The 21448-nt window shown below is 73.5% G+C and carries 18 protein-coding genes; 11 read left to right on the top strand and 7 right to left on the bottom strand.

Translation table 11 applies throughout. The annotated features are described in order from the left end of the window. The first annotated feature begins 23 nt into the window (after window positions 1-23). Genes uraD through alc form a run of 5 tightly spaced genes read left to right on the top strand, consistent with a single transcriptional unit; the run spans window position 24 to window position 4203 of the window. Window positions 24-518: a 2-oxo-4-hydroxy-4-carboxy-5-ureidoimidazoline decarboxylase gene (uraD, locus tag ACFO9I_RS07735; protein ID WP_379179467.1), complete on the top strand. Its 495-nt coding sequence runs from the start codon at window positions 24-26 to the stop codon at window positions 516-518. After that, entirely contained in the window at window positions 515-826 is a 312-nt protein-coding gene (gene uraH / locus ACFO9I_RS07730) for a hydroxyisourate hydrolase (protein WP_379179465.1), read from the top strand. The genes uraD and uraH overlap by 4 nt, the downstream gene beginning before the upstream one ends. Next, entirely contained in the window at window positions 826-1719 is an 894-nt protein-coding gene (pucL, locus tag ACFO9I_RS07725; protein WP_379179463.1) for a factor-independent urate hydroxylase, read from the top strand. Before uraH ends, pucL begins: the two co-directional genes overlap by 1 nt. Then, window positions 1719-3077, top strand: coding sequence for an allantoinase AllB (allB, locus tag ACFO9I_RS07720; protein ID WP_379179461.1), 1359 nt, complete (start codon window positions 1719-1721; stop codon window positions 3075-3077). Before pucL ends, allB begins: the two co-directional genes overlap by 1 nt. Then, window positions 3067-4203 (top strand): allantoicase, encoded by a 1137-nt coding sequence (alc, locus tag ACFO9I_RS07715; RefSeq protein WP_379179459.1) that lies wholly within the window; start codon window positions 3067-3069, stop codon window positions 4201-4203. The genes allB and alc overlap by 11 nt, the downstream gene beginning before the upstream one ends. Window positions 4204-4414: 211 nt before the next feature. On the opposite strand, the gene xdhC is transcribed toward alc, so the two are convergent. Genes xdhC through ACFO9I_RS07700 form a run of 3 tightly spaced genes read right to left on the bottom strand, consistent with a single transcriptional unit; the run spans window position 4415 to window position 9007 of the window. After that, entirely contained in the window at window positions 4415-5233 is an 819-nt protein-coding gene (xdhC, locus tag ACFO9I_RS07710; protein ID WP_379179457.1) for a xanthine dehydrogenase accessory protein XdhC, read from the bottom strand. 1 nt (window position 5234) lies between these two features. Beyond that, window positions 5235-7574, bottom strand: a complete 2340-nt coding sequence (locus tag ACFO9I_RS07705) for a xanthine dehydrogenase molybdopterin binding subunit (protein WP_379179455.1) — start codon at window positions 7572-7574, stop codon at window positions 5235-5237. Further along, window positions 7571-9007: a xanthine dehydrogenase small subunit gene (locus ACFO9I_RS07700; RefSeq protein ID WP_379179454.1), complete on the bottom strand. Its 1437-nt coding sequence runs from the start codon at window positions 9005-9007 to the stop codon at window positions 7571-7573. The genes ACFO9I_RS07705 and ACFO9I_RS07700 overlap by 4 nt, the downstream gene beginning before the upstream one ends. A 473-nt stretch (window positions 9008-9480) precedes the next feature. On the opposite strand from ACFO9I_RS07700, the gene ACFO9I_RS07695 reads away from it, so the two are divergent. Beyond that, entirely contained in the window at window positions 9481-9915 is a 435-nt protein-coding gene (locus ACFO9I_RS07695; RefSeq protein ID WP_379179452.1) for a MaoC family dehydratase, read from the top strand. Between the two features lie 6 nt (window positions 9916-9921). Here ACFO9I_RS07695 and ACFO9I_RS07690 read toward each other — a convergent pair whose 3' ends face one another. Both ACFO9I_RS07690 and ACFO9I_RS07685 read right to left on the bottom strand, forming a co-directional pair. Then, window positions 9922-12492, bottom strand: coding sequence for a helix-turn-helix transcriptional regulator (locus tag ACFO9I_RS07690; RefSeq protein ID WP_379179450.1), 2571 nt, complete (start codon window positions 12490-12492; stop codon window positions 9922-9924). 119 nt (window positions 12493-12611) lie between these two features. Continuing rightward, window positions 12612-12899 carry a DUF4242 domain-containing protein gene (locus tag ACFO9I_RS07685; RefSeq protein ID WP_379179448.1) on the bottom strand — a complete coding sequence of 96 codons (288 nt, stop codon included), beginning with the start codon at window positions 12897-12899 and terminating at the stop codon, window positions 12612-12614. Window positions 12900-13116: 217 nt separating this feature from the next. Here ACFO9I_RS07685 and ACFO9I_RS07680 point away from each other — a divergent pair, with 217 nt between their 5' ends. Then, the gene (locus ACFO9I_RS07680) at window positions 13117-13854 is read left to right on the top strand and encodes a GAF and ANTAR domain-containing protein (RefSeq protein ID WP_379179446.1); all 738 of its coding nucleotides are present in this window, start codon (window positions 13117-13119) and stop codon (window positions 13852-13854) included. A 37-nt stretch (window positions 13855-13891) separates the two neighbouring features. Further along, the gene (locus ACFO9I_RS07675) at window positions 13892-14623 is read left to right on the top strand and encodes a GAF and ANTAR domain-containing protein (RefSeq protein WP_379179444.1); all 732 of its coding nucleotides are present in this window, start codon (window positions 13892-13894) and stop codon (window positions 14621-14623) included. A 60-nt stretch (window positions 14624-14683) separates the two neighbouring features. Here ACFO9I_RS07675 and ACFO9I_RS07670 read toward each other — a convergent pair whose 3' ends face one another. Further along, window positions 14684-16411 carry an ABC transporter substrate-binding protein gene (locus tag ACFO9I_RS07670; RefSeq protein ID WP_379179442.1) on the bottom strand — a complete coding sequence of 576 codons (1728 nt, stop codon included), beginning with the start codon at window positions 16409-16411 and terminating at the stop codon, window positions 14684-14686. A gap of 173 nt (window positions 16412-16584) precedes the next feature. Continuing rightward, window positions 16585-17349, bottom strand: coding sequence for a LamG domain-containing protein (locus tag ACFO9I_RS07665; RefSeq protein ID WP_379179440.1), 765 nt, complete (start codon window positions 17347-17349; stop codon window positions 16585-16587). Window positions 17350-17545: 196 nt separating this feature from the next. Here ACFO9I_RS07665 and ACFO9I_RS07660 point away from each other — a divergent pair, with 196 nt between their 5' ends. The 3 genes from ACFO9I_RS07660 to ACFO9I_RS07650 all read left to right on the top strand — a co-directional run bounded on the left by ACFO9I_RS07660 (window position 17546) and on the right by ACFO9I_RS07650 (window position 21404). Beyond that, window positions 17546-18235, top strand: a complete 690-nt coding sequence (locus ACFO9I_RS07660; protein WP_379179438.1) for a hypothetical protein — start codon at window positions 17546-17548, stop codon at window positions 18233-18235. Further along, window positions 18232-20169, top strand: coding sequence for a YhgE/Pip family protein (locus ACFO9I_RS07655; RefSeq protein ID WP_379179436.1), 1938 nt, complete (start codon window positions 18232-18234; stop codon window positions 20167-20169). Before ACFO9I_RS07660 ends, ACFO9I_RS07655 begins: the two co-directional genes overlap by 4 nt. Before the next feature lie 134 nt (window positions 20170-20303). Continuing rightward, the gene (locus ACFO9I_RS07650) at window positions 20304-21404 is read left to right on the top strand and encodes a pentapeptide repeat-containing protein (protein WP_379179434.1); all 1101 of its coding nucleotides are present in this window, start codon (window positions 20304-20306) and stop codon (window positions 21402-21404) included. Window positions 21405-21448: the final 44 nt, after the last annotated feature.

Here is a 21448-nt window from a genome sequence, read left to right as displayed (position 1 = left end):
GACCGGATGAACCAGGGGGACCCGTGAACCTCGAGGAGCTCAACGCCGCACCGGCCGAGCAGCTGCAGGCGACCCTGCTCGCCTGCTGCGACGTGCCGTCCTGGGCGCGGGCGGTGGTCGAGGCTCGGCCGTACGCCGACGTCGACGCACTGCTCGAGACCGCCGACAAGGCGGCCCGGTCGCTGACCCCGGACGAGGTCGACCGGGCGCTGGCCGCGCACCCGCGGATCGGCGAGCACGCCGAGGGGAGCGACACCGGCGCGGCCTGGTCGCGGCAGGAGCAGTCCGGCGTCTCCCGCGACGACCGCACCCGCGCCGAGCTGGTCGGGGCGAACCGGGACTATGAGGAGCGGTTCGGTCACGTGTTCCTCATCTGCGCCACCGGGTTGTCGGCCGAGGAGATCCTCGCCGCCGCCCGGCAGCGGCTCGGCAACGACGACGCGACCGAGGCCGCGGTGGTCGCCGACGAGCTGCGCAGGATCGCCCTGCTCCGACTCGGGAAGGTGCTCGCCGAATGAGCCTGGTGACCACGCACGTGCTCGACACCGGTCGCGGGCGGCCCGCCGCCGGCGTACCCGTCAGCCTCCGCCGGGACGGCACCGTCCTCGCCGAGGCGGTCACCGACGACGACGGCCGGGTCGGCGAGCTCGGGCCCGACGCGCTCGAGCACGGCACCTACGAGCTCGTCTTCGACGTCGCGGCGTACGCCGGCGCGGAGGCGTTCTTCCCCCAGGTGACGATCGCCTTCACCGTCGCCGACGAGCGGCACCACCACGTGCCGCTGCTGCTGAGCCCGTTCGCCTACTCGACCTATCGGGGGAGCTGATGGCCATCCGCCTCGGGCCCAACCAGTACGGCAAGGCCGAGAGCCGGGTCGTCCGCGTGGTGCGCGACACCCCGCGCCACCAGGTCCGCGACCTGACCGTGTCGTCGGCGCTGCGCGGCCGCTTCGAGGACGCCCACGTGACCGGCGACCAGAAGGACGTGCTGCCCACCGACACCCAGAAGAACACCGCCTTCGCGTTCGCCAAGGAGAAGGGGATCGGCGCGATCGAGGACTTCGCGTTGACGCTGGCCGACCACTTCCTCGTCGCCGCGCCGGCGGCCGACGGCGCCCGGGTCGAGGTCACCGAGCAGACGTGGGAGCGGATCGACGACCATGACCACGCGTTCGTGAGAGCCGGCACCGGCACCCGCTCAACCGTCGTCAACGTCGACGGTCGCGGGACCGAGCGGCGCGCGCACGTCGTCTCCGGCATCTCGGACCTGGTGGTCATGAAGACCACCGGGTCGGAGTTCCGCGGCTTCCTGCGCGACCGCTACACCACGCTCCAGGACGCCGACGACCGGATCCTGGCCACCTCGCTGGTCGCCCGGTGGCGGTACGACGCCGCCGAGGTCGACTGGGACGCCTCCTTCGCCTCGATCAAGGCGCTGCTGCTGCGACGCTTCGCCGAGATCCACAGCCACGCGCTGCAGCAGACCCTCTACGGCATGGGGGAGGCCGTGCTCGAGCAGCACCCCGAGGTCGCCGAGATCCGGTTCTCCGCGCCCAACAAGCACCACTTCCTGGTCGACCTGGCGCCGTTCGGGCTGGAGAACCCCGGGGAGGTGTTCATCGCCGCCGACCGGCCCTACGGGCTGATCGAGGCGAGCGTCGTGCGCGACGACGCCTCCGACCCGGGCTCGGCGTGGCACGCGATCCCGGGGTTCTGCTGATGCCCGACCGGGAGCCCGACCAGGAGCCCGACCTGGCGCTCGACCTCGTCGTCCGCGCCCGGCGGGTGGTGACGCCGGCCGGCGTGGTCGGCGCCGACGTGGGGATCCGGGACGGCGTGGTCGTCGCGGTCGCTCGGGAGCTGGCCTGCGACCGGGTCGTCGAGCTCGCCGACGACGAGGTGCTGCTGCCCGGCCTGGTCGACAGCCACGTGCACGTCAACGAGCCCGGCCGCACCGAGTGGGAGGGGTTCGCCAGCGCCACCCGGGCGGCTGCGGCCGGTGGGGTCACCACGATCGTCGACATGCCGCTGAACTCGATCCCGCCGACGGTCGACGTCCCCGCCCTGGAGGTGAAGCGGGCCGCGGCGCTCGGGAAGTGCCACGTGGACGTGGCGTTCTGGGGCGGCGCCGTGCCCGGCAACCTCGCGTCGTTGCGGGCACTGCACGAGGCGGGGGTGCTCGGCTTCAAGTGCTTCCTCGTCGACTCGGGGGTGCCCGAGTTCCCGCCGCTGCCGCTGGTGGAGGTGGAGCGGGTGATGCGCGAGCTGGCGGCGTACGACGCGCTGCTGGTCGTGCACGCCGAGGACGCCGAGCTGGTGGGGGAGGCCAGCGGCCGCCGGTACGCCGACTTCCTCGGGTCGCGGCCGCGTGCCGCGGAGGACCGCGCGATCGGTGCGCTGGTCGGGCTGGTCCGCGAGACCGGCTGCCGGGTGCACGTCCTGCACCTCTCCAGCGCCGACGCCGTACCCCTCCTGGCCGCCGCGCGGGCCGAGGGCCTGCCGATCACGGCGGAGACCTGCCCGCACTACCTGTCGTTCGAGGCCGAGCGGATCCGCGAGGGCGGCACGGAGTTCAAGTGCTGCCCGCCGATCCGGGAGGGTGCCAACCGCGAGGCGCTCTGGGCGGCGCTGCGCGACGGCGTGATCGACCTCGTGGTCTCGGACCACTCGCCGTCCACGCCCGACCTCAAGCGCCTGGACACCGGGGACTTCGGGGCGGCCTGGGGCGGCATCGCCTCGCTGCAGGTGGGGCTGGCGGCTGTGTGGACCGAGGCCCGGGACCGCGGCTTCGGGGTCGGCGACGTGGCCCGCTGGATGTCCGCCGCGCCGGCCGCGCTGGCCGGCCTGCCGGGCAAGGGCGCGATCGAGGTGGGCCGGGCCGCCGACCTCTGCGTCTTCGCCCCGGACGAGGAGTGGCGGGTCGAGGCGGCCCGGCTGCACCACCGCAACCCCGTGACGCCGTACGACGGCCGCACGCTGACCGGCGCCGTCCGCGCCACCTGGCTGCGCGGCGAACCGATCCACCTCGATGCCGCCCCGCGCGGGCGGCTGCTGACAGGAGCACCCCGTGGCCGATGACGCCCCCGACTTCACCCGCCTGCCGGACCTGGCCTCCCGGTCGCTCGCGGGCAGCGTCGTGCACGCCAACGACGAGCTGTTCGCCGAGCGCGAGAACCTCGTCAAGCCGGGGCCGGCCGTCTTCGACCCGACGGAGTTCGGGCCGAAGGGGAAGGTGTACGACGGCTGGGAGACCCGCCGCCGCCGCGAGCCCGGCGAGGACTGGGCGATCGTGCGGCTGGGCGTGCCGGGTGTGGTGGCGGGGGTCGTGGTCGACACGTCGTGGTTCACCGGCAACTTCCCGCCGTACGCCTCCGTGGAGGCGACCTCCCTGCTGGGGCACCCCTCCCCGGCCGAGCTGGAGTCGGCCACGTGGACCACGCTGGTGGTGAAGTCGCGGCTGCGCGGTGATGCGGAGAACCACTTCGAGGTCGCCTCGGGGGTGCGCTGGACGCACGTGCGGCTGACGATCCACCCCGACGGCGGGGTGGCGCGCTTCCGGGTGCACGGCACGCCGGTGCCCGATCCGCGGCTGATGACCGGGACCGTCGACCTGGCGGCGCTGGAGCTCGGGGGCGACGTCGTCGACTGCTCCAACATGTTCTACTCCTCGCCGCGCCAGCTGCTGCTGCCCGACCGGGCCCGGGAGATGGGGGAGGGCTGGGAGAACGCGCGACGCCGCGACGGCGGCAACGACCACGTCACCGTCGCCCTCGCCGCGCCCGGTCTCGTGCGCCGGATCGAGGTGGACACGTCGTACTTCGTGGGCAACGCACCGGGGGAGTGCGCCGTCGCCGGCCTGCTGCGGGACGAGTCGTGGGCGCCGCTGGTCCCGCGGGTCCGGCTGCAGCCCGACACCCGGCACTTCTTCCGGGTCGCCGCGCCCGCGCCGGTCTCGGGCGTGATGCTGAACGTCTACCCCGACGGCGGGGTGGCCCGGCTGCGGGTGCACGGGGAGGTGGCGCCGGTAGCACTGGCCGGCATGGTGTCGCGGTGGCTGTCCCTGATGCCCGAGGCCTCCACCCGGGAGGTGCTGGCCGAGGCCGAGGTCCCCGTCGAGGACGTGGAGCGTGTGCTGGCCGGTGAGCCGCCGTCGCCGGCAATCCTGGCCGCGGTGCTGTGGGACGCCGAGTCGCCCGGGCGGTGAACGGCCACGCAGCCCTGGGTGCAGGAGTCGTGGGTTCCGCGTTCCAAGCGATACCCCTTCCGGTTTGAACGAACGTTCGTTCAAACCGGAAGGGGTGGTCTGCTGGCGGTCAGCACAGGAACCTGTGGATCTCCAGCCCGCCACTCACCCGGACGGCCCGGCGCGAGCTCCCCGAGGTCGACGACGTCGGTCGGCCGGAACGGTGGCTGGGTCACCGCCGGGTCGGGCGCCGCGACCGCTCGAACTCGCCCAGCAGGTCGGCGGCCACGCTGACCGCGATCGTCGCCGGGTCCTTGCCGCCGAGGTCGGGCAGCCCGATCGGGGTGCGGATCCGGTCCACCACCGACGCCGGGAGGCCCGACTCGAGCAGCCGGCCGCGGAAGCGCGCCCACTTCGCCGACGACCCGATCAGCCCGATCGGCCCGAGGTGGGGAGCCCGCAGCGCCGCGTCGCACAGGGCGACGTCCTCGGCGTGGTCGTGGGTCATCACCAGGACCTGCGTGCCGGGCGGGAGGTCGGCGATGACGAGCTCGGGCAGCACCGGCACCTGGTGGACGTGCACGTGCGCCCGCGCGTCGGCGAGCACCGACAGCCGTTCGGGGGACAGTTGGTCGGCCCGTGAGTCGACCAGGTGCAGGTCGAGGTCGTGGCGGGCCAGGATCCGGGCCAGCTCCAGCCCGACGTGGCCCATCCCGAAGACCGCCACCGCGGGCACCACCTCCAGCGGCTCGAGCAGCAGGGTCACCTCGCCGCCGCAGCACTGGACGCCGTGCTGGTACGCCGCGCGGTCGGACAGGGCGACCTCGACCAGCTCGGGAGCGGAGGCCGGCGCGGACAGCAGGGCCCGCGCCCGCTCGATCGCGACCGCCTCCAGGTTGCCGCCGCCCACCGATCCCCACGTCGACGCGGCGGACACGAGCATCTTGGCCCCGGCCTCGCGGGGCGCGTGCCCGCGCACCGTCGCCACCGTCACCAGGACGCCGGCCTCCCGGGTCTCGCGCAGGTGCGCGACCGCCCGCACCCAGTCCATCTCAGGCACCTCCCAGGACGCGCTGCTCCGACGCGGGGCGCAGCGGCGGACCGTCCGGCAGCTCGGGCAGCACGGAGCCGGGGTCGGCCGCGGGGAGCGGTCCGCCGCCGCACCGGGCCGCCTCCAGCGCCCAGTAGACCGCCTCGGGGATCGCGGGTGAGGGCAGGTGCACGCTGGTGCCGGGCGGGCCGAACGACGCGACCGCCTGGCGCAGCGCCTCGCGCACCGAGAACGCCAGCATCAGCGGCGGCTCCCCGACCGCCTTCGACCCGTGCACCACGCCCGACTCCGTCGCCTCCTCCAGCAGCGACACGTGGAAGTCCGGCGGCATCTCGGAGAAGCTGGGCAGCTTGTAGGTGCTCGCCGCCTGGGTCAGCAGCCGCCCCCGGCCCGGCCCGGACGACTCGTCCCAGCGCAGGTCCTCCAGGGTCAGCCAGCCCGCGCCCTGCACGAACCCGCCCTCGATCTGGCCCACGTCGACCAGCGGCGAGAGGCTGTCGCCGACGTCGTGCACGATGTCGACCCGGTGCACGGCGTACGCGCCCGTGAAGCCGTCGACCTCGACCTCGGTCGCGGCCACGCCGTACGCGAAGTACTTGAACGGCTGCCCGCGCATCGCCGCGGAGTCCCACACCAGACCCTCGGTCCGGTAGAAGCCCGCCGCCCACAGCTGGACCCGGGCCAGGTAGGCCTCGCGCACCAGCTCCTCCCAGCCCAGCTCGCGGTCACCGGCGAACTCGCGCAGCCGCGCCAGGACCTGCTCGCAGGCGTCCTTGACCGCGGCGCCGTTGAGGTCGGCGCCTGAGCTCGCGGCGGTGGCGGAGGTGTTCGGCACCTTGTCGGTGCGCGTCGGCGCCAGCCGCACCCGGGAGAGGGGTACGCCGAGCGCGGTGGCCGCGACCTGCAGCATCTTGGTGTGCAGCCCCTGGCCCATCTCGGTGCCGCCGTGGTTGATCAGCACCGACCCGTCCTTGTAGACGTGCACGAGCGCACCGGCCTGGTTGAACGCGGTGAAGTTGAAGGAGATCCCGAACTTCACCGGCGTGACCGCCAGCCCGCGGCGGCTGTGCGGGTGGGTCGCGTTGTACGCCGCCACCTCGGCGCTGCGCTCGGCGAACCGGCTCGACGAGAGCAGCTGCCGCCACGCGACGTCGAGCCGCTCGGCGTGCCGGACCGGCTGGCCGTACGGCGTGGCCTGGCCGGGGCGGTAGAGGTTGCGGTGCCGCAGCTCGGCGGGGTCGAGGCCGAGCAGCGGCGCGCACCGGCCCAGCACGTCCTCGACCACCAGCATCCCCTGCGGCCCGCCGAAGCCGCGGAACGCGGTCTGGGAGGTCTTGTGGGTGCGCGCGATCCGGCCGTGCACCAGCACGTGCGGGATCCAGTAGGCGTTCTCGACGTGGCACAGCGCCCGGGCCAGCACCGGCTCGGAGAGGTCGAGGCTCCAGCCGCCGTCGGAGGTCAGTGTCGCCTCGAGCGCCTGCAGCCGGCCGTCGTCGTCGAAGCCGGCACGCCAGCGGGCGTGGAAGCCGTGCCGCTTCCCGGTCATGGTCAGGTCCTGGGTGCGGGAGAGCCGCAGCTGCACCGGCCGCCCGGTCAGGACGGCGCCGAGCGCGGCGACCGCGGCGAAGCCGTGCGGCTGCATCTCCTTGCCGCCGAAGCCGCCCCCCATCCGCAGGCACTGCACGACCACGTCGTGGCTGCTGCGGCCCAGCACGTGCGCGACGATCTCCTGGGTCTCGGTGGGGTGCTGGGTGCTGCACTGGACGAACACCAGCCCGGCCTCGTCGACGACGGCCAGCGAGCTGTGGGTCTCGAGGTAGAAGTGCTCCTGCCCGGCGAGGTCGAGCTCACCGCTGTACACGTGGGTCGACCCCGCGAAGCCGGTGGCCACGTCACCCCGCTCGAGGGTCGGCCGGCCGCCCTGGAAGCTGCCCGCCTCGATCGCCTCGCGCACGGTCAGGATCGAGGGCAGCGGCTCGTAGTCGGCCTGCACGGCCGCCGCGCCGAGCCGTGCGGCCTCGGGGGTCTCGGCGAGCACCCAGCACACCGCGTGCCCGTGGAACATCACCTCGTCGGGGAAGAGCGGCTCGTCGTGCTTGACCCCCGCGTCGTTGACGCCGGGGACGTCGGCCGCGGTGAGCACGCGTACGACGCCGGCGACGTCGTACGCCGCCTCGGGACGCAGCCCGGTGACCCGCGCGTGCGCGTGCGGCGCCTGCACCGGGTGGGCGTGCAGCACGTCGCGGGCGCGCAGCGCGAGGTCCTCGGTGTACAGCGCCTCGCCGGTGACGTGCAGGGTCGCGCTCTCGTGGGGGAGCGCCTGCCCGACGACGGTGCTCATGCGACCACCTCGGCCTGGTCGGCGCGGGTGGCCCAGAGCTTGAGCAGCGACTGGCGCAGCATCGCGGAGCGGTACGCCGCGCTGGCGCGGTGGTCGTCCATCGGGGTGCCCTCGGTGCCGAGCACGTCGGCCGCGGCGCGGACCGTCTCCTCGGTCCACGGCGCCCCGGTGAGCGCCTGCTCGGTGCGCAGCGCCCGCACCGGCGTGGCCGCGACCCCGCCGAGCCCGATCCGCGCCCGCTGCACGACGCCGTCGGAGACGTCGAGGGCGAAGCCGACCGCGACGCTGGAGATGTCGTCGAAGCGGCGCTTCGCGACCTTGTGGAACGCCTGGATGCCGGCCAGTGGGAGCGGGATCCGGACCGAGCGGATCAGCTCCTCATGATGGCGCACGGTCTCGCGGTAGCCGGTGAACAGCTCCGCCATCGGCACCTCCCGGTCACCGTCCGGCGAGGTGAGGACGACGCTCGCGTCCAGCGCCAGCAGGGCCGGGGGCGCGTCGCCGATGGGGGAGGCGGTGGCGAGGTTGCCGCCCAGGGTGGCGCCGTTGCGGATCAGCCGGGAGGCGAACTGCGGGAACAGGTCGGCGAGGATCGGGACCCGTCCGGCCAGCCGGCGCTCCACCTCCGTCAGCGAGAGCGCGGCACCGACCTCGACGTACCCCTCCTCGAAGCGGAGCTCGCGCAGCTCGGGCAGCCGGTCGACGGCCAGCGTCAGCGGGGTGCGCGCACCGCGCAGGTTGACCTCCACGCCCCAGTCGGTCGAGCCGGCCACGACCGTGGCGTCGGGATGCTCGGCGAGCAGGCGGAGGGCCTCGTCGAGCCCGGCCGGGCGCACGAACGCGGCGCCCTCGACACCGAGGTGGACGGCAGCACTCGCAGGCGCCGGCCGGTCCCGGCGGGCGGCCAGGGCGTCGTCCTGCGCGACCGCCCCGAGCGCGTACGCCGCGTCCCGGATCGGCCGGTAGCCGGTGCACCGGCACAGGTTGCCGCTCAGCGCGTGCAGGTCGAAGCCGTTGGCCCCGTGCTCGGGTCCGGCCTCCCGCGGCTCGCGACCGGGGCGGTAGTACTCCGCCGCCATGCTGCACACGAAGCCCGGCGTGCAGTAGCCGCACTGCGACCCGCCCCGCTCGGCGAGCTCACGCTGGACCGGGTGCAGGTCGGCCGGGTCGCCCAGCCCCTCCACCGTGACGACCTCCTGGCCGGCCAGGGCTGCGGCCGGCAGCAGGCAGGCGTTGAGCGCGGTCCACTCGGTCGGCGTCTCGGTGCCGGGCCGGGCGACGAGGATCGAGCAGGCGCCGCACTCGCCCTCGTTGCAGCCCTCCTTGGCGCCGGTGAGGCCGCGCGCCCGCAGCCAGGTGAGCGCCGTGGTGTGGGGCGGCGTGCCTGCCAGGGGCAGGGGCGCGCCGTTGACGGTGATGACGGGTGGCTCCATGGGGTGCACTTCCTGCTGCGACGATCCGGGGGGGCGATTCGGGGGCGACGGTCCGGGGGCGACGGTCCGGGGGCGACGGTCCGACGGCGACGTCAGGTCGCGACCGGCGGTCGCGACGGCGGGCGGTCGTCGCGTGGCGGCCGCCCGGTCAGGAGATGCGTTCCCAGCCGTGGGCCACCCTGCCCCGGGTCCAGGCGTCCTGGTGGACGCGGCGGCGCACGTCAGCGGGGTGCGGGTGCAGCACCATCGTCGCCTCCCGTGAGCGCCCTCGTCCGACCCCGGTGGTCGAAGGGTGAGTTCGACGGTACGTCGCCGTGGTTTCGCGCGGCAAGGTTTCCGCGAACGTCGGTCATCGTGGATGGCCTGACGTGCCAGGTGCGTCGAGGACTCCACGATCTGTCCGGGGTTGCCAGCCCCGCGCGCGTCGGGTTGGGTCGGGAGCGAACCGTCGCCCGGCCGGAACGGAGACCCCGATGACCGACATCCTGCCCGCCTGGCCGCACGGCGCGCCCGCCGTCGGCGACCGTGCGTCGATGAGCCGCGTCGTCGAGGCGGCCGACATCGAGCGCTTCACCGCGATGAGCGGCGACCGCAACCCGCTCCACTACGACGCCGAGCTCGCGGCGCGCACCCGCCTCGGCGGCATCGTCGTGCAGGGCGGCGTGACCACCGCGATCCTCAACGCGGTCGTCGCCGAGAAGCTGCCGGGGCCGGGCACCGTCTTCCTCGAGACGCACTGGAAGTTCCTCGCCCCGACCCGGCCCGGCGACGAGATCACCGGCGAGGTCGAGGTGACGGCGGTGCGCGAGGACAAGCCGATCACGACGCTGGCCACCAGCGTGGTGCGCGGTGACGGGGTCGTCGCTATCGAGGGCACCGCGGTCTGCTGGACCATGGCCCTCGACTGACGGGCGTCAGGACAGCCCCAGCTCGTCGGCCTGCACCACCACGGCCCGCCGGTGCGGCAGCCCCAGCTTGGCCAGCACCGCGGAGACGTGGTGGTCGGCCGTCTTGGGAGAGATGTAGAGCCGGCCGGCGATCTCGGCGTTGGTGAAGCCGCGGGCCACCAGCTTGGCCACGTCGAGCTGGCGGTTGGTCAGGCCCGCCGGGTTCGCGCGGGTGCTGACCCGCGGCCGCTGCGGCACCTGCGTCACACCCTCCCGGCGCAGGGCCAGCCGGTGCCGGTCGGCCACGGCGACGGCGTCGAGCAGGTCGAGCCGCTCGATCGCCCGGACGCGGTGCCCGGGGTCGAGCGAGTCCGCCCACGCCATCGCCTCGTCGAACACCGCCCCGGCCCGGTGCCACCAGGCCGCGGCGTCGTCGTACCGTCCCGAGAGCGCGAGCCGGAACGGCTCGGCCACGGCGTGGAGAGGGGGCTCGGGCAGCAGGCCCAGCCTGGTCAGCCAGACCGCCAGGTCGCCGACACCCCACATCGACCCGGGGGTGCCGGCCAGGTCGCGCACGGCGGCCACCGCGTCGTCCGTGACCCGGGTGTCGTGGGTGCCCGTCAGCCACACCTGCTCGGCCAGGGCCGAGAGCACCGGCAGCCGGCGCAGCGGCTCGTCCAGCTGGTCGGCCAGCCGCCAGGCGTCGTCGAGGTGCTCACCCACCGTGCCGCCGCGACGCAGCTCGAGCAGGCCACGGACGATGTGCGGCCACAGCCCGGCGAGCGGCATGTCCGAGCCCTCCAGGACCCAGGTCGAGTCCTCCAGCGCGGCGCTCCACCGGCCCTGCGCCAGGTGCAGCCGGGACCGCACCCCGGTCTGCCAGTACATGCAGATCGGGATGTCCCGGTCCCGCGCGAACTGCAACGACTCCTCGAGGACGTGCTCCGCGGCCCGCAGCCGGCGCTGCTCCACGTCGAGGTTCGCGAGGTTGGAGTAGCCGGTCGACGCGAGCTCGTCGAGGCCCAGCCTCCGGGCCGCCTCGATCATCTCGACGAGCCCGACCCGCCCGTCGAGGTCACCGCGGGCCAGGTCGCTCGCGGCAGTGAACAGCCCGGCGCGCACGGCCAGCGCCTCGCTGCCCTGCTCGCGGGCGACCCGGGTGGCGTCCGCCTGGCACTGCTGGACCAGGTCGAAGTCGCTGCGCTGCAGGGCGAGGTAGCTGCGGATGACGCGGGCCGCGCCGTACTGCATCACCGCCGCGTCCCTGGCGATGTCGGCCGCCCGGTCCGCGTGCGACTCGGCCTGGCGCCGGTGGACGCTGTAGTACTCGAACTTGGCGTAGGACTCGTACGCCGCGGACAGTCCCGCCGCGTCCCCGGCGAGACTCCACAAGGGGAGCGACGCGTTGATGGTGCCGAGCGCCGTGCCGAGCTGGTTGGTCATGTACTGCTCGTTCGCCAGCTGCGTCGTCAACGTCGCCCGGCGGGCCGGGTCGTCGTCGAGGTGGGCCAGGGCGGTCTCGAGGAAGGCCACGGCCTCGGTGTGCGAGCCGGCGCGCATCGCCTCGACGGCTGCGGCCTCGGCGTAGCGGGCGGCGCGGGCGCCGTCGTGGGCCGCCACCGCATGGTGGGCGAGGAGGGCCACGTCGTGCGGCCCGGTCTGCTCGAGGAGCTCGAGGAGCCGGGCGTGCAGCCGGGGACCGCCGCCGGCCGGGATGGTGCTCTCGATCGCCAGCCGGGCGAGCTCGTGGCAGAACACCAGGCCGCGCCCGTCGCGCAGCAGCAGGCCGGTGGCGTGCAGCCGCCGCAGGGTGGGCAGGTCGACCCCGAGCCCGGGGAGCAGCCGGTCGTCGAGCCGGTCCGTCGCGGCCGCCGCGAGCTGGAGCACCTCGAAGTCCTCGGGTCCGACGTCGACGGTGCGGGCGAGGACGGCGTCCCGCACCGACCGGGGGAGCGGGCGCTCCGGGTCCTTGGCCACCTCGACCGCGAAGAACGGGTTGCCGCCGGTGAGCGCGTGCACCCGGGCCGGCTCGAGGCCGGTGCCGTCGAGCAGCCGCGCCACGCCGCTCTCGCTGAGCGGCCCGAGCTGCACCGTGGTGAGGCTCTCCAGCGACGCGAAGTCGCCGAGCAGGGCGCGCGCCGAGTGCCGCGGCCCCACCTCGTCGTCGCGGTAGGTCACCACGAGCGCGAGGGGCACGGCGTCGATGCGGCGGACGAGGAACCGGAGCACCTCGGCCGACGCCGCGTCGATCCAGTGCAGGTCCTCGACGACCAGGACGGTGCGCTCGGCGCCGAGGGCGGCGTACACCGCCTCGCACACGGCGGTCCGGGCCAGCTCCGCGCCGGTCAGCAGCGGGGTGATGCCGGCCGGCCCGGCTATGTCGCGGAACGGACCGAGCGGGCGGGGCGTGGCCAGGGGGTCGCAGGCGCCGCGCAGCACCCGCACATCCGGTACGTCGGCCAGCGCCGCCGCGACGAGCGCGGACTTGCCGGCCCCGGCGTCCCCGCTGACGGCGACCCCGGAGCCCCGACCCGCCGCTGTCTGCCCGAGAGCCTGGTGGAGCGCGGCGAGCTCTGCGTCCCGCTCGAACAGGCTCACGGGAGCCACCCTAGGACGCTCCCCGCGCGCCAGGAAGGGCGTGACCCGGCGCCCGGCTGTGGGGGCGGGCCGGGCGCCGACCGGTGCGGTCACCGCCCCGGAGCCGGTGGGCCGACCGCTCACCCGGCGGCGACCTGCTCGGCCGTGTGCGGCCCGAACTCGTTCGCCACCACGGTCACCAGGTCGGCCGGGAAGCCGCCGCGCCGGGCGTGCTCGAGGATCGTCTCGACCTCGTCGGTCTCGTGCACGCAGTAGATCTTGTCCCCGGCGACGTAGCTGGTGACCCAGGTGTACGGGACGCCGAGGGACTCGACGGCCGCGTTGGAGGTGGCTGCGATCTGGGCGAGGTCGGCCTGCGTCAGGTCGCCGGCGCCGTCGATCTCACGCTCGATCAGGAAACGCTGCATGGTTCTGCTCCTTGTGGTCGTCCGCCGGCACGGTGCCGGCGGTGTTCCCACACTCGGCCTTCGCACGGGCGGCGACATCGGGAGCGGCTCCCCATCTGTGGCCGCGGCGCCGGCACCGGATCCGTCTTCCTGCCGGGAGCCGGCGAGTAGGCTGGAGCTTCCTACGAGTGGACTCGACCGCCCGTTCTGGCAGATCTCCTGGAGAGTGTGTGCGGCGGTGGAAGTCGACCTGAGCGCTGCGGGGTCCGGTGACCCTGACGTGTGGGCGCTGGTCCGCGACGAACGCGCTCTCGACGACGACACGCGGCACATGGGTGGCTGGATGCCGCGGATGTGCCGGGCCGCGGCTCGGGAGCTCGGTGCGGCCGGCGTGGGGGTGAGCGTGATGACGCCCCAGGGCGATCCCGCGGTCCTGGCCACGTCCGGCGTCGAGGTCGACACGCTCGAGCAGCTCCAGTTCACCCTGGGCGAGGGCCCGTGCCTGGACTCGCTGACCCTGGGCCGTCCCGTGCTCACGCCCGACCTGGTGGACGCGGCCCGGACCCGCTGGCCCGGCTACGCACCAGCCGTCCAGGAGCACAGCGTCAACGCGGTGTTCGCGTTCCCCCTGCAGCTGGGCGCCGCCCAGCTCGGGGCGATGGACGTCTACCGGGACCGTGCCGGCTCCCTGACCCCGACGGAGATCCGGCTCGCGGTCGCCTTCGCCGAGGCCGCCATGGTGACCCTCCTCGACGCCCAGGAGCAGACCGGACCGGACGTCCCCGCGTTCGGTACGGCACTCGACGGTCGTTTCGTGGTGTTCCAGGCACAGGGGATGGTGCAGGTGCAGCTGGGGGTCAGCCTCGAGGAGGCGCTGGCGCGGCTGCGTGCGCACGCCTACGCCACGGGACGCACGCTGAGCGACGTGGCCGCCGACGTGGCTGCTCGTAGACTCAAGCTCGAGCCGGACAGCTGAGCCGTCGGTTCATGAACGTCGAGTAGGGTCGTCAACCGTGATTGCAGCCGACAGGCTCGGGCAGCTCTTCGTCGAGGTGGCCGACAGCCTCACCGACGACTTCGACCTGATCGAGTTCCTGCAGATGCTCACCGCGCGCAGCTCCGACCTGCTTCGTGTCGACGCGGCGGGGGTGCTGTTCGCCGACCCGAGTGGCCGGCTGCAGCTGATGGCGGCCTCCGACGAGCGCACCCAGATGCTCGAGCTCTTCCAGCTGCAGTCCCGTGAGGGACCGTGCCTGGAGTGCTTCCGCGAGGGCCGTGCCGTCGTCGGAGCGGACCTCAGGCTGTCGACGGACCGCTGGCCGCAGTTCGCGCCGCGCGCGGTGCAGCTGGGTTTCCACGCCGTGCACGCCTTCCCGTTGCGGTTGCGCCAGCACGTGATCGGGGCGCTGAACCTGTTCAGCTCCGCGGCGGGGGCGATCGACCCGGCGGACGCCCGGGTGGTGCAGGCGCTCGCGGACGTCGCGACCATCGCCTTGCTGCAGGAGCGGGCGATCCGCCGTGGCGAGGTTCTCACCGAGCAGCTGCAGGGCGCCCTGAACAGCAGGATCGCGATCGAGCAGGCAAAGGGTGCGCTCGCCCAGGTCCACGGCTGCAGCATCGACGACGCCTTCGACCTCCTGAAGCTCTACACCCGACGGACCGGCCGGCCCCTGACCGAGGTGGCCCGTGACGTGACCAGGGACCCGGATCGGGTCGCGGAGCTGCTGACCGCCTCGGACGGGTGACACCGGTCGGCCCGGCCGCTCCACGCGGCCGGGCCGACCGGGATCGGTCCGGCTGGTCGGTCAGTTCTCCACCCCGATCGTGCCGAGGTCCGGGTTGCCGTTCGACGACGGCGTGGTGGTGAAGTCCTGGACCTTGGACCCGTGGAGCCAGTAGAAGTTGGTGATCTCCAGCGGGATGTAGGCCACGTCCTTGCCCAGCACGACGTCGGCCTTCTGCAGCGCCGTGGTCTGCTCCTCGAGGGTCGGGGCGGCCCTGGCCTGGTCGACCAGGCCGTTGAACTCGGAGCTGTCGTAGGAGCCGTAGTCCGCGTTCGTCGAGGTCTTGCTCATGATCCGGCTGTCGAACAGCTGCGGGGACACCGTGATGGCCGACGGCCAGTCGGCGCCCCAGCCGGCCCACACCACGTCGCTCTCCTTGTTCGGCTTCATGATGACGTCGTAGTAGGTGTCACCCAGCCCGTCCAGGGTCACGTCGAACCCGGCCTGGTCCCAGGTGTCCTTCAGCGCTGCTGCCTGCTTGTCGTAGGTCTCGCTGCTCTGGTAGGTGAACGTGACCGGCACCGGGGTCTTCACACCGGCCTCCGCCAGCAGCTTCTTGGCGGCATCGACGTCGCCGGTGTTCGGGCCGGCGAACGCCGGGTTCGGCTGGTAGCCCGGCAGGTTCGGGTTCACGATCGACTCGGCGGGGCTGTAGGCCTTCTCGCCGCCACCTGCGTCGATCCACGCCTGAGCGTTCGTCGAGGCTGCGAGGGCCTGACGGACCTTGACGTCGGGCATGTTGGGGATGACCGGCTGCAGGTAGTCGACGTACGGCGACTTCACCAGGTCGGAACGGTCCGCGACCGCCCCGGTGATCTGGGTGTAGTACGACGGCGGTACGCGCGAGGAGGTCACGGCGTACTGGTCGTTGCCGTTGTCGGCGATCAGGCGGTCGTAGATCGTCTCGGCCGTCTGCCCCACGTCGAAGACGATCTTGTCCGGCAACGCCCTGCGGTTCTCGGGCGAGTCGGTCTTCGGGTCGTAGTTCTCGTTGCGGATGAACGTGGCACCCGTCTGCTTGTCCCACATGTTGCCCTCGACCCGGTACGGGCCGTTGGAGAAGATCATGTAGTTGGACTTCGCGCCCTCGTCCTTGTCCTTGCGGAAGGGATCCATCATGTGAAGGGACGCGATCGCCAGCGGGAAGTCCGGCCACGGCTGCTTGAAGCGGTAGGTGATCGTGTTGCCGTCGCAGGTGATCGCCTTGTCGAAGTACTGCTGGCCGTCACCCTTGTAGGGACCGTCGTACGCCGGCAGGCCGGTCTTGGAGTCGGTCGGGATGTCGAGGTAGCTCAGGAGGTAGGTCGGGCCACCGGTGATGACGTCGGTGGCGAACGAGCGGGAGGCGCCGTACTTGAAGTCCTCGCAGGTGATCGGCTTCCCGTCCTCCCACTTCACCCCGTCCTTGATCGTGAACTCCCAGACCTTGCCGCCCTGGGATGACGTGCCGGTGTCGGTCGCCAGGTCGGGAACGGGCGTGAAGCCCTTCTTCGGGTCCGTGGAGGTCGGGAACGTGACCAGCTGCCGGAAGACCGTCCGGCTCCAGTTGGTCATCTCGACGCCGGTGTAGGCCCGCTGCGGGTCGACGTAGTCGTAGGGCGCGAAGATGTAGTAGTAGAGCGTGCCGCCGGCCTTGGTCGGCCCGGACGAGCTGCTGTTGTCGGACGAGCCACCACCACAGGCGGCGAGACCTGCCGCCAGCGCGACCGCGGCCGCGACGGCGATCCCCCGCCTTGGATGCTTCAACATGCGCTTCTCCCTTGCGTGCTGGGTGACGCGCTGGAAGCGGCGCCACGGTCGGTCACGAAGGTCGAGTCCCCTCCCTCCCACCTTGGAACGCCGCCGCATCAGCGCGGCTCCGATGCCGTAACGATCGGGTGTCGACACGCGGGTGCGGGTCACGAGTCGGGGGTCAGCCGGTCTCACCCCGGGAGCAGGCCCCGGATCTCGGTCGCGGACAGGGCCCGGCCGTAGATGCGGACGTCGTCGAGCCGGCCGTCCCAGAAGGCCTCGGGCGGGCCGGCGGCCGGGTAGTTCTTGGCGCCGACGGCCAGCGGCCGGTTGTTGTGGCAGGTCGTGCCGGTCACCGCCCGGCTGCCCGCCCGCGTGCCGTTGATCCAGACGGTGAGCCGGCTGCCGTTGTAGGTGCTGGCCACGTGGGTCCAGGTGTCGGTGGGGACGACCACGGTGCTGTCGAGGTACTTCCACGCGGCGGAGCTGCAACCGCCGAAGAACCCTCCGACACGGACGTGGCCGTCGGTGCGGACGTTGATCCAGTACGCGCCGGCCTTCTCGACGACCTCCCACCGCTCGTTGGTGCGGTCGTTCTGCACGCCGGTGTAGTTCACGAGCGCGGCCACCGTGAACCGGCTGACGTCGAGCACGTTCCGCTCCGGCACCGCGACGTACTGGTGCTCCGCCCCGACGAGCGTGATCGCCCAGGACCGGCCCGGCACGCCGGTGGACCGCGCGGCCTCCGCGGTCGTGTTGACGTAGGTGCCGTTGACCGCGTTCGGCGAGGAGTCGCGGGCCACGGTGCCGGTGTCGGCGTCGAAGCCGTAGTTGAGCACCAGGCCGGTCGTGGTGGGCGCGGCGGCGACGTCGGCCGGTGCGGCGTACGACGTGCAGGCCGGCGCGAGGGCGGCCACGAGCGCAGCGACCACCGAGACCGCGAGGGATGTGCGCATGGCGACTCCGATCTCCACCTCGACCGTACGTCCGCGCCCGGGATGCGTCGTCCCCTCAATCGACGAAGTGGGGTGCCGCGCGAAGGGACCTGGGTCACGAACCGGCCGCCCGACCGGTGGCCGGGGCGAGCGCGCGCGAGCCGGCACTGGGACGATCGTCTGGCACGACCTGATGGACCGGCGGAGGAGGCAGTCGTTGGAAGCACCGGAGCCGGACCGTCCCGCACCGCCGCCGCTGGTCGCGCGCGGCATCTGCGTCCGCCAGGGCAGGCGCACCCTGCTGCCGGCCACCGATCTCACCGTCGCGCCGGGGCAGGTCGTCGAGGTGGTGGGACCGCCGGGCCCCGCCCACGCCGCCCTCGCCCTGGCCCTGGCCGGGCGGCTCGCCCTGGACGCCGGCACGGTCACGCTCGGCGGTGACCCCTCGGCCGCCCGCCTGCAGGCCGCGGTCGCGCTGGTCGACGTGCCCGGCGTCAACGACCTCGACGACCTGGTGCCGTGGCACGTCGTGCTGTCGGAGGAGCTGGCCATGGCCGGGCAGCGGAGCAGCAGGTCCGCGGTCGCGGCCTGGCTCGGCCAGCGCGGCGAGGACCACCTCCTCGACGTGATCACCGAGGACGTCCCCGGGGCCGACCGCGGCGAGGCGCTGCTGAGCACCGCCGCCCTGCGACCGGGCACGGCGTTCCTGGTGTGGGTGCGGCCGGAGCGGCACGGCCTGTCCGCGGACCAGGCCCTCGCCCTGGCGCAACGGTTCGCCGACCGCGGCCTCGGCGTGGTGGTGACCGGCAGCCGGGCGGCCGCCGCGGGGGAGACGGCCCGGATCGGCACGACCGAGGCGGCGCCGTCCGACGCCGACGACGAGACCGGAGAGCAGGACCCGCAGTGACCTCGCTACGCATGGCCTGGACCGAGATCCGCCGGATCACCGCGACCCGCACCGCGCGCATCGTCGTGGTCGCGCTGGTGCTGGTGCCCGCGCTGTACGCCGGCGTCTACCTGTACGCCAACCACGACCCCTACGGGAACCTGATGTACGTCCCCGCCGCGATCGTCGTCGAGGACACCGGGGCCACCGACACCGACGGCAAGCGGGTCGACGCCGGCCGCCGGGTGGCCGACCAGCTGGTGGAGGACGGCTCCTTCGACTGGCACGAGGTCGACGCCGCCGATGCCCGGCGCGGCGTGCGGGAGGGCGACTACCAGTTCGCGCTGGTCGTCCCCGAGGACTTCTCGGCGGCGCTGACCAGCAGCGGCCGCTACGAGCCCGAGCGTGCGCGCCTGCAGCTGGTCACGAACGATGCCAACTCCTACCTGTCGACGAGCATCGCGAACACGGTGGTGGCCAAGGTCCGGACCTCGTTGTCCCAGCAGGTCTCCGAGACCGCGGCCGACCAGTTCCTGCTCGGCATCTCCGACCTGCGCGCCGGGCTGCTGCGCGGCGCGAAGGGCGCGGACCGCCTCGCCGACGGGCTCGACCGGCTCGTCGACGGTGCCCGCACCGCCCGCGCCGGGGCGAACCGGCTCGCCACCGGCGCCGGCCGGCTGCGCGACGGCAGCGACGAGCTCGCCACCGGGCTGGGCACCCTTGCGACGTCCACGGCCGACCTCCCGGCCCAGACCCGCCGGCTCGCCGACGGCGCGCGCCGGGTCGCGGACGCCGACCAGCGGATCGCCGACATCGGCGGCACCGCAGCCTCCGCGGCGTCCACCCTCGTGCAGGGCTACGCGAGCACCCGCCGCGACCTCGTCGACGAGCTGCGCCGGCAGGGGCTGGACGCCGAGCAGCGCCAGGCGGTGCTCGCGGTGTACGACGGCCTCCGGCCCGCCGTCGTCGACGGCAACGACAAGGTGCGGGCCGCCTCCCGCGCGCTGGACCGGCTCGCGGCCGGCGCCGACCGGGTCGCCGACGGCAACGAGGCCCTCGCCGCGAACGTGCCTGCCCTGGTGTCCGGGATCGACCGGGCGCGCACGGGGGCGCAGGGCCTGGCCGGAGGAGCCGACCGGCTCGCGACCGGTGCCAGGGGCCTTGCCGACGGCCTCGGCGACCTCGCCGACGGCGCCGCCACGGCCCGGGACGGGGCCGAGAAGCTGCGCGACGGGCTCCGGGACGGCGCCCGCCAGGTGCCCCGGGCGGATGCCGGGACCCGCAAGCGGATCGCCGACACCATCGCCGACCCCGTCGACCTCCGGTCCGCCTCGCAGGCGCAGGCGGACAGCTACGGCGCCGGCCTCGCGCCGTACTTCCTCTCGCTGGGGGCCTGGATCGGCGGGTACGTGCTGTTCATGCTGGTCCGGCCGCTGTCCCGACGCGCACTCGCCGCCAACCAGTCGCCGCTGCGGATCGCGGTCGGCGGCTGGCTCACCCCGGCCCTCATCGGGGTGACCCAGATGGTGGTGGTGCTGAGCATCGTCGCGTTCGGCGTCGACATCCGGCCGGCGGACTTCCCCGGGACGCTGGCGTTCCTGCTGCTCCTCTCGGTCACCTTCGTGGCGATCCTGCACCTGCTCAACGCCGCCCTGGGCTCGACCGGGCAGTTCCTGGGGCTGGTGCTGATGGTCCTGCAGCTGGTCACGGCCGGTGGCACGTTCCCGTGGCAGACGCTGCCGCCGCCGATCGCCTGGCTGCACCACGTGCTGCCGATGAGCCGTGGCGTCGACGGGCTCCGCCAGCTGCTGTACGGCGGGCTCAGCGCCCGGGTGGCCGACGACGTCGTCGTGCTGCTCGCCTACCTCGTCGGCGCCCTGGTGCTCACCTCGATTGTCGCGCGGCGGCAGCGGGTGTGGGTGCCCAAGCGGATCCGCCCCGAGGCGGCCCTCTGAGGCGGTCGATTCCCTCATGCGGGGGATGTGGCCCGGGGCCGGGGCGAGCACACGATGGACACCAGCGATGTCGATCGAGGTGTCCGGAACCGATGACCCATCGGTTCCGCTAGGCCGGTCTTGGGGATGCGTCCATGAGCTGGGAGGAACAGCGCGCGCTGCTGGAGCGCCTGGTGGCTGCGCTCGAGAGGGACGTGGAGGAGCGCGCCAAGCCCAAGGGTGCATGGGAGCGGTGGGCGACCCCCGCCACCGTTGTCGTCGGCGCGCTCGCTGTCTGCGCGACGGTGTGGGGGGCGCAACGCCAGGTGAGCAGCTCGTCGGACCAGTTCGAGCAGACGGTTCGGCAGCAGCAGTACTCCGACATCGTCGATGGTCTCGCCAGCACCTCCGTGGGGGTGCAGGTCAACTCGATCCGTCGGCTCGTGCACTACGTCGACGAGCCCGAGAACTTCGACAGCGCCGGGATGCAGCAGGAGGCGGAGGTCAACGCTGCCCAGACGCTCACCGCCTTCATCGAGGACGAGAGCACGGTCCCGGGACACGATGGGCTGACGAGCTTCCGTGACCCGCAACCCGTGGTCGTGTCCCGGGCGATGACACAGCTGATGGAGCTCACCGGGCGCCAGCAGGACGGAGACGTCGAGGTGCCCGCCATCGCGGTGGATGTGAGCCGCGGCAACTTCCACGGTGTCGCGATCAGCGACTTCAGACCCGAGGGGAGCTTCCGCGCCGTCGCGGCCGACTTCCGCGGTGCGGCAGTCGCCGGATGGGACCTCACGCACGCACCGCAGGCACCGGACCTGCGCAACGCGATGTTCACGTGTGCGGACCTGCAGACGTCGAACCTGGGGACCGCTGACGTGAGCGGCACCGACTTCACCGGGGCGAACCTGCGGGGCGCTGACCTCTCGATGGTCCAGCACCTGACCTCGAATCAGCTGGCCGGTGTCCTGACCGGTCCGGAGACGCGACTGCCACCGCAGGTCGACCCACCCCCTGGCCCGGCCTGGGGGGTCAGGACCCGGGGTGAGCACTTCGTCGCGTCTCCGGCATGCCGCTTCCTGATGGACCGCATGACGAACCTGGTGCCCGGAGCCGGGTTCAGCAGTCGACTTCCCTGTCCGGCGGCCGCGCCCTCCAGGTGGCCGGTCCGCCTGTCGCCGCCGGAACACGCCGCCCTGGACCGCGTCTGCCGACTGAGGCAGCACCGTGAAGACCATCGTCACCGCAGCTGATCCGTCCACACGACCGTCACCCGGAGCCCATCGGGGCCACCTTC

It is taken from the genome of Nocardioides sp. GCM10023255 (genome assembly GCF_042653125.1).
GTDB lineage: Bacteria > Actinomycetota > Actinomycetes > Propionibacteriales > Nocardioidaceae > Nocardioides.
This window is presented reverse-complemented; position numbering and strand designations above follow the sequence as displayed.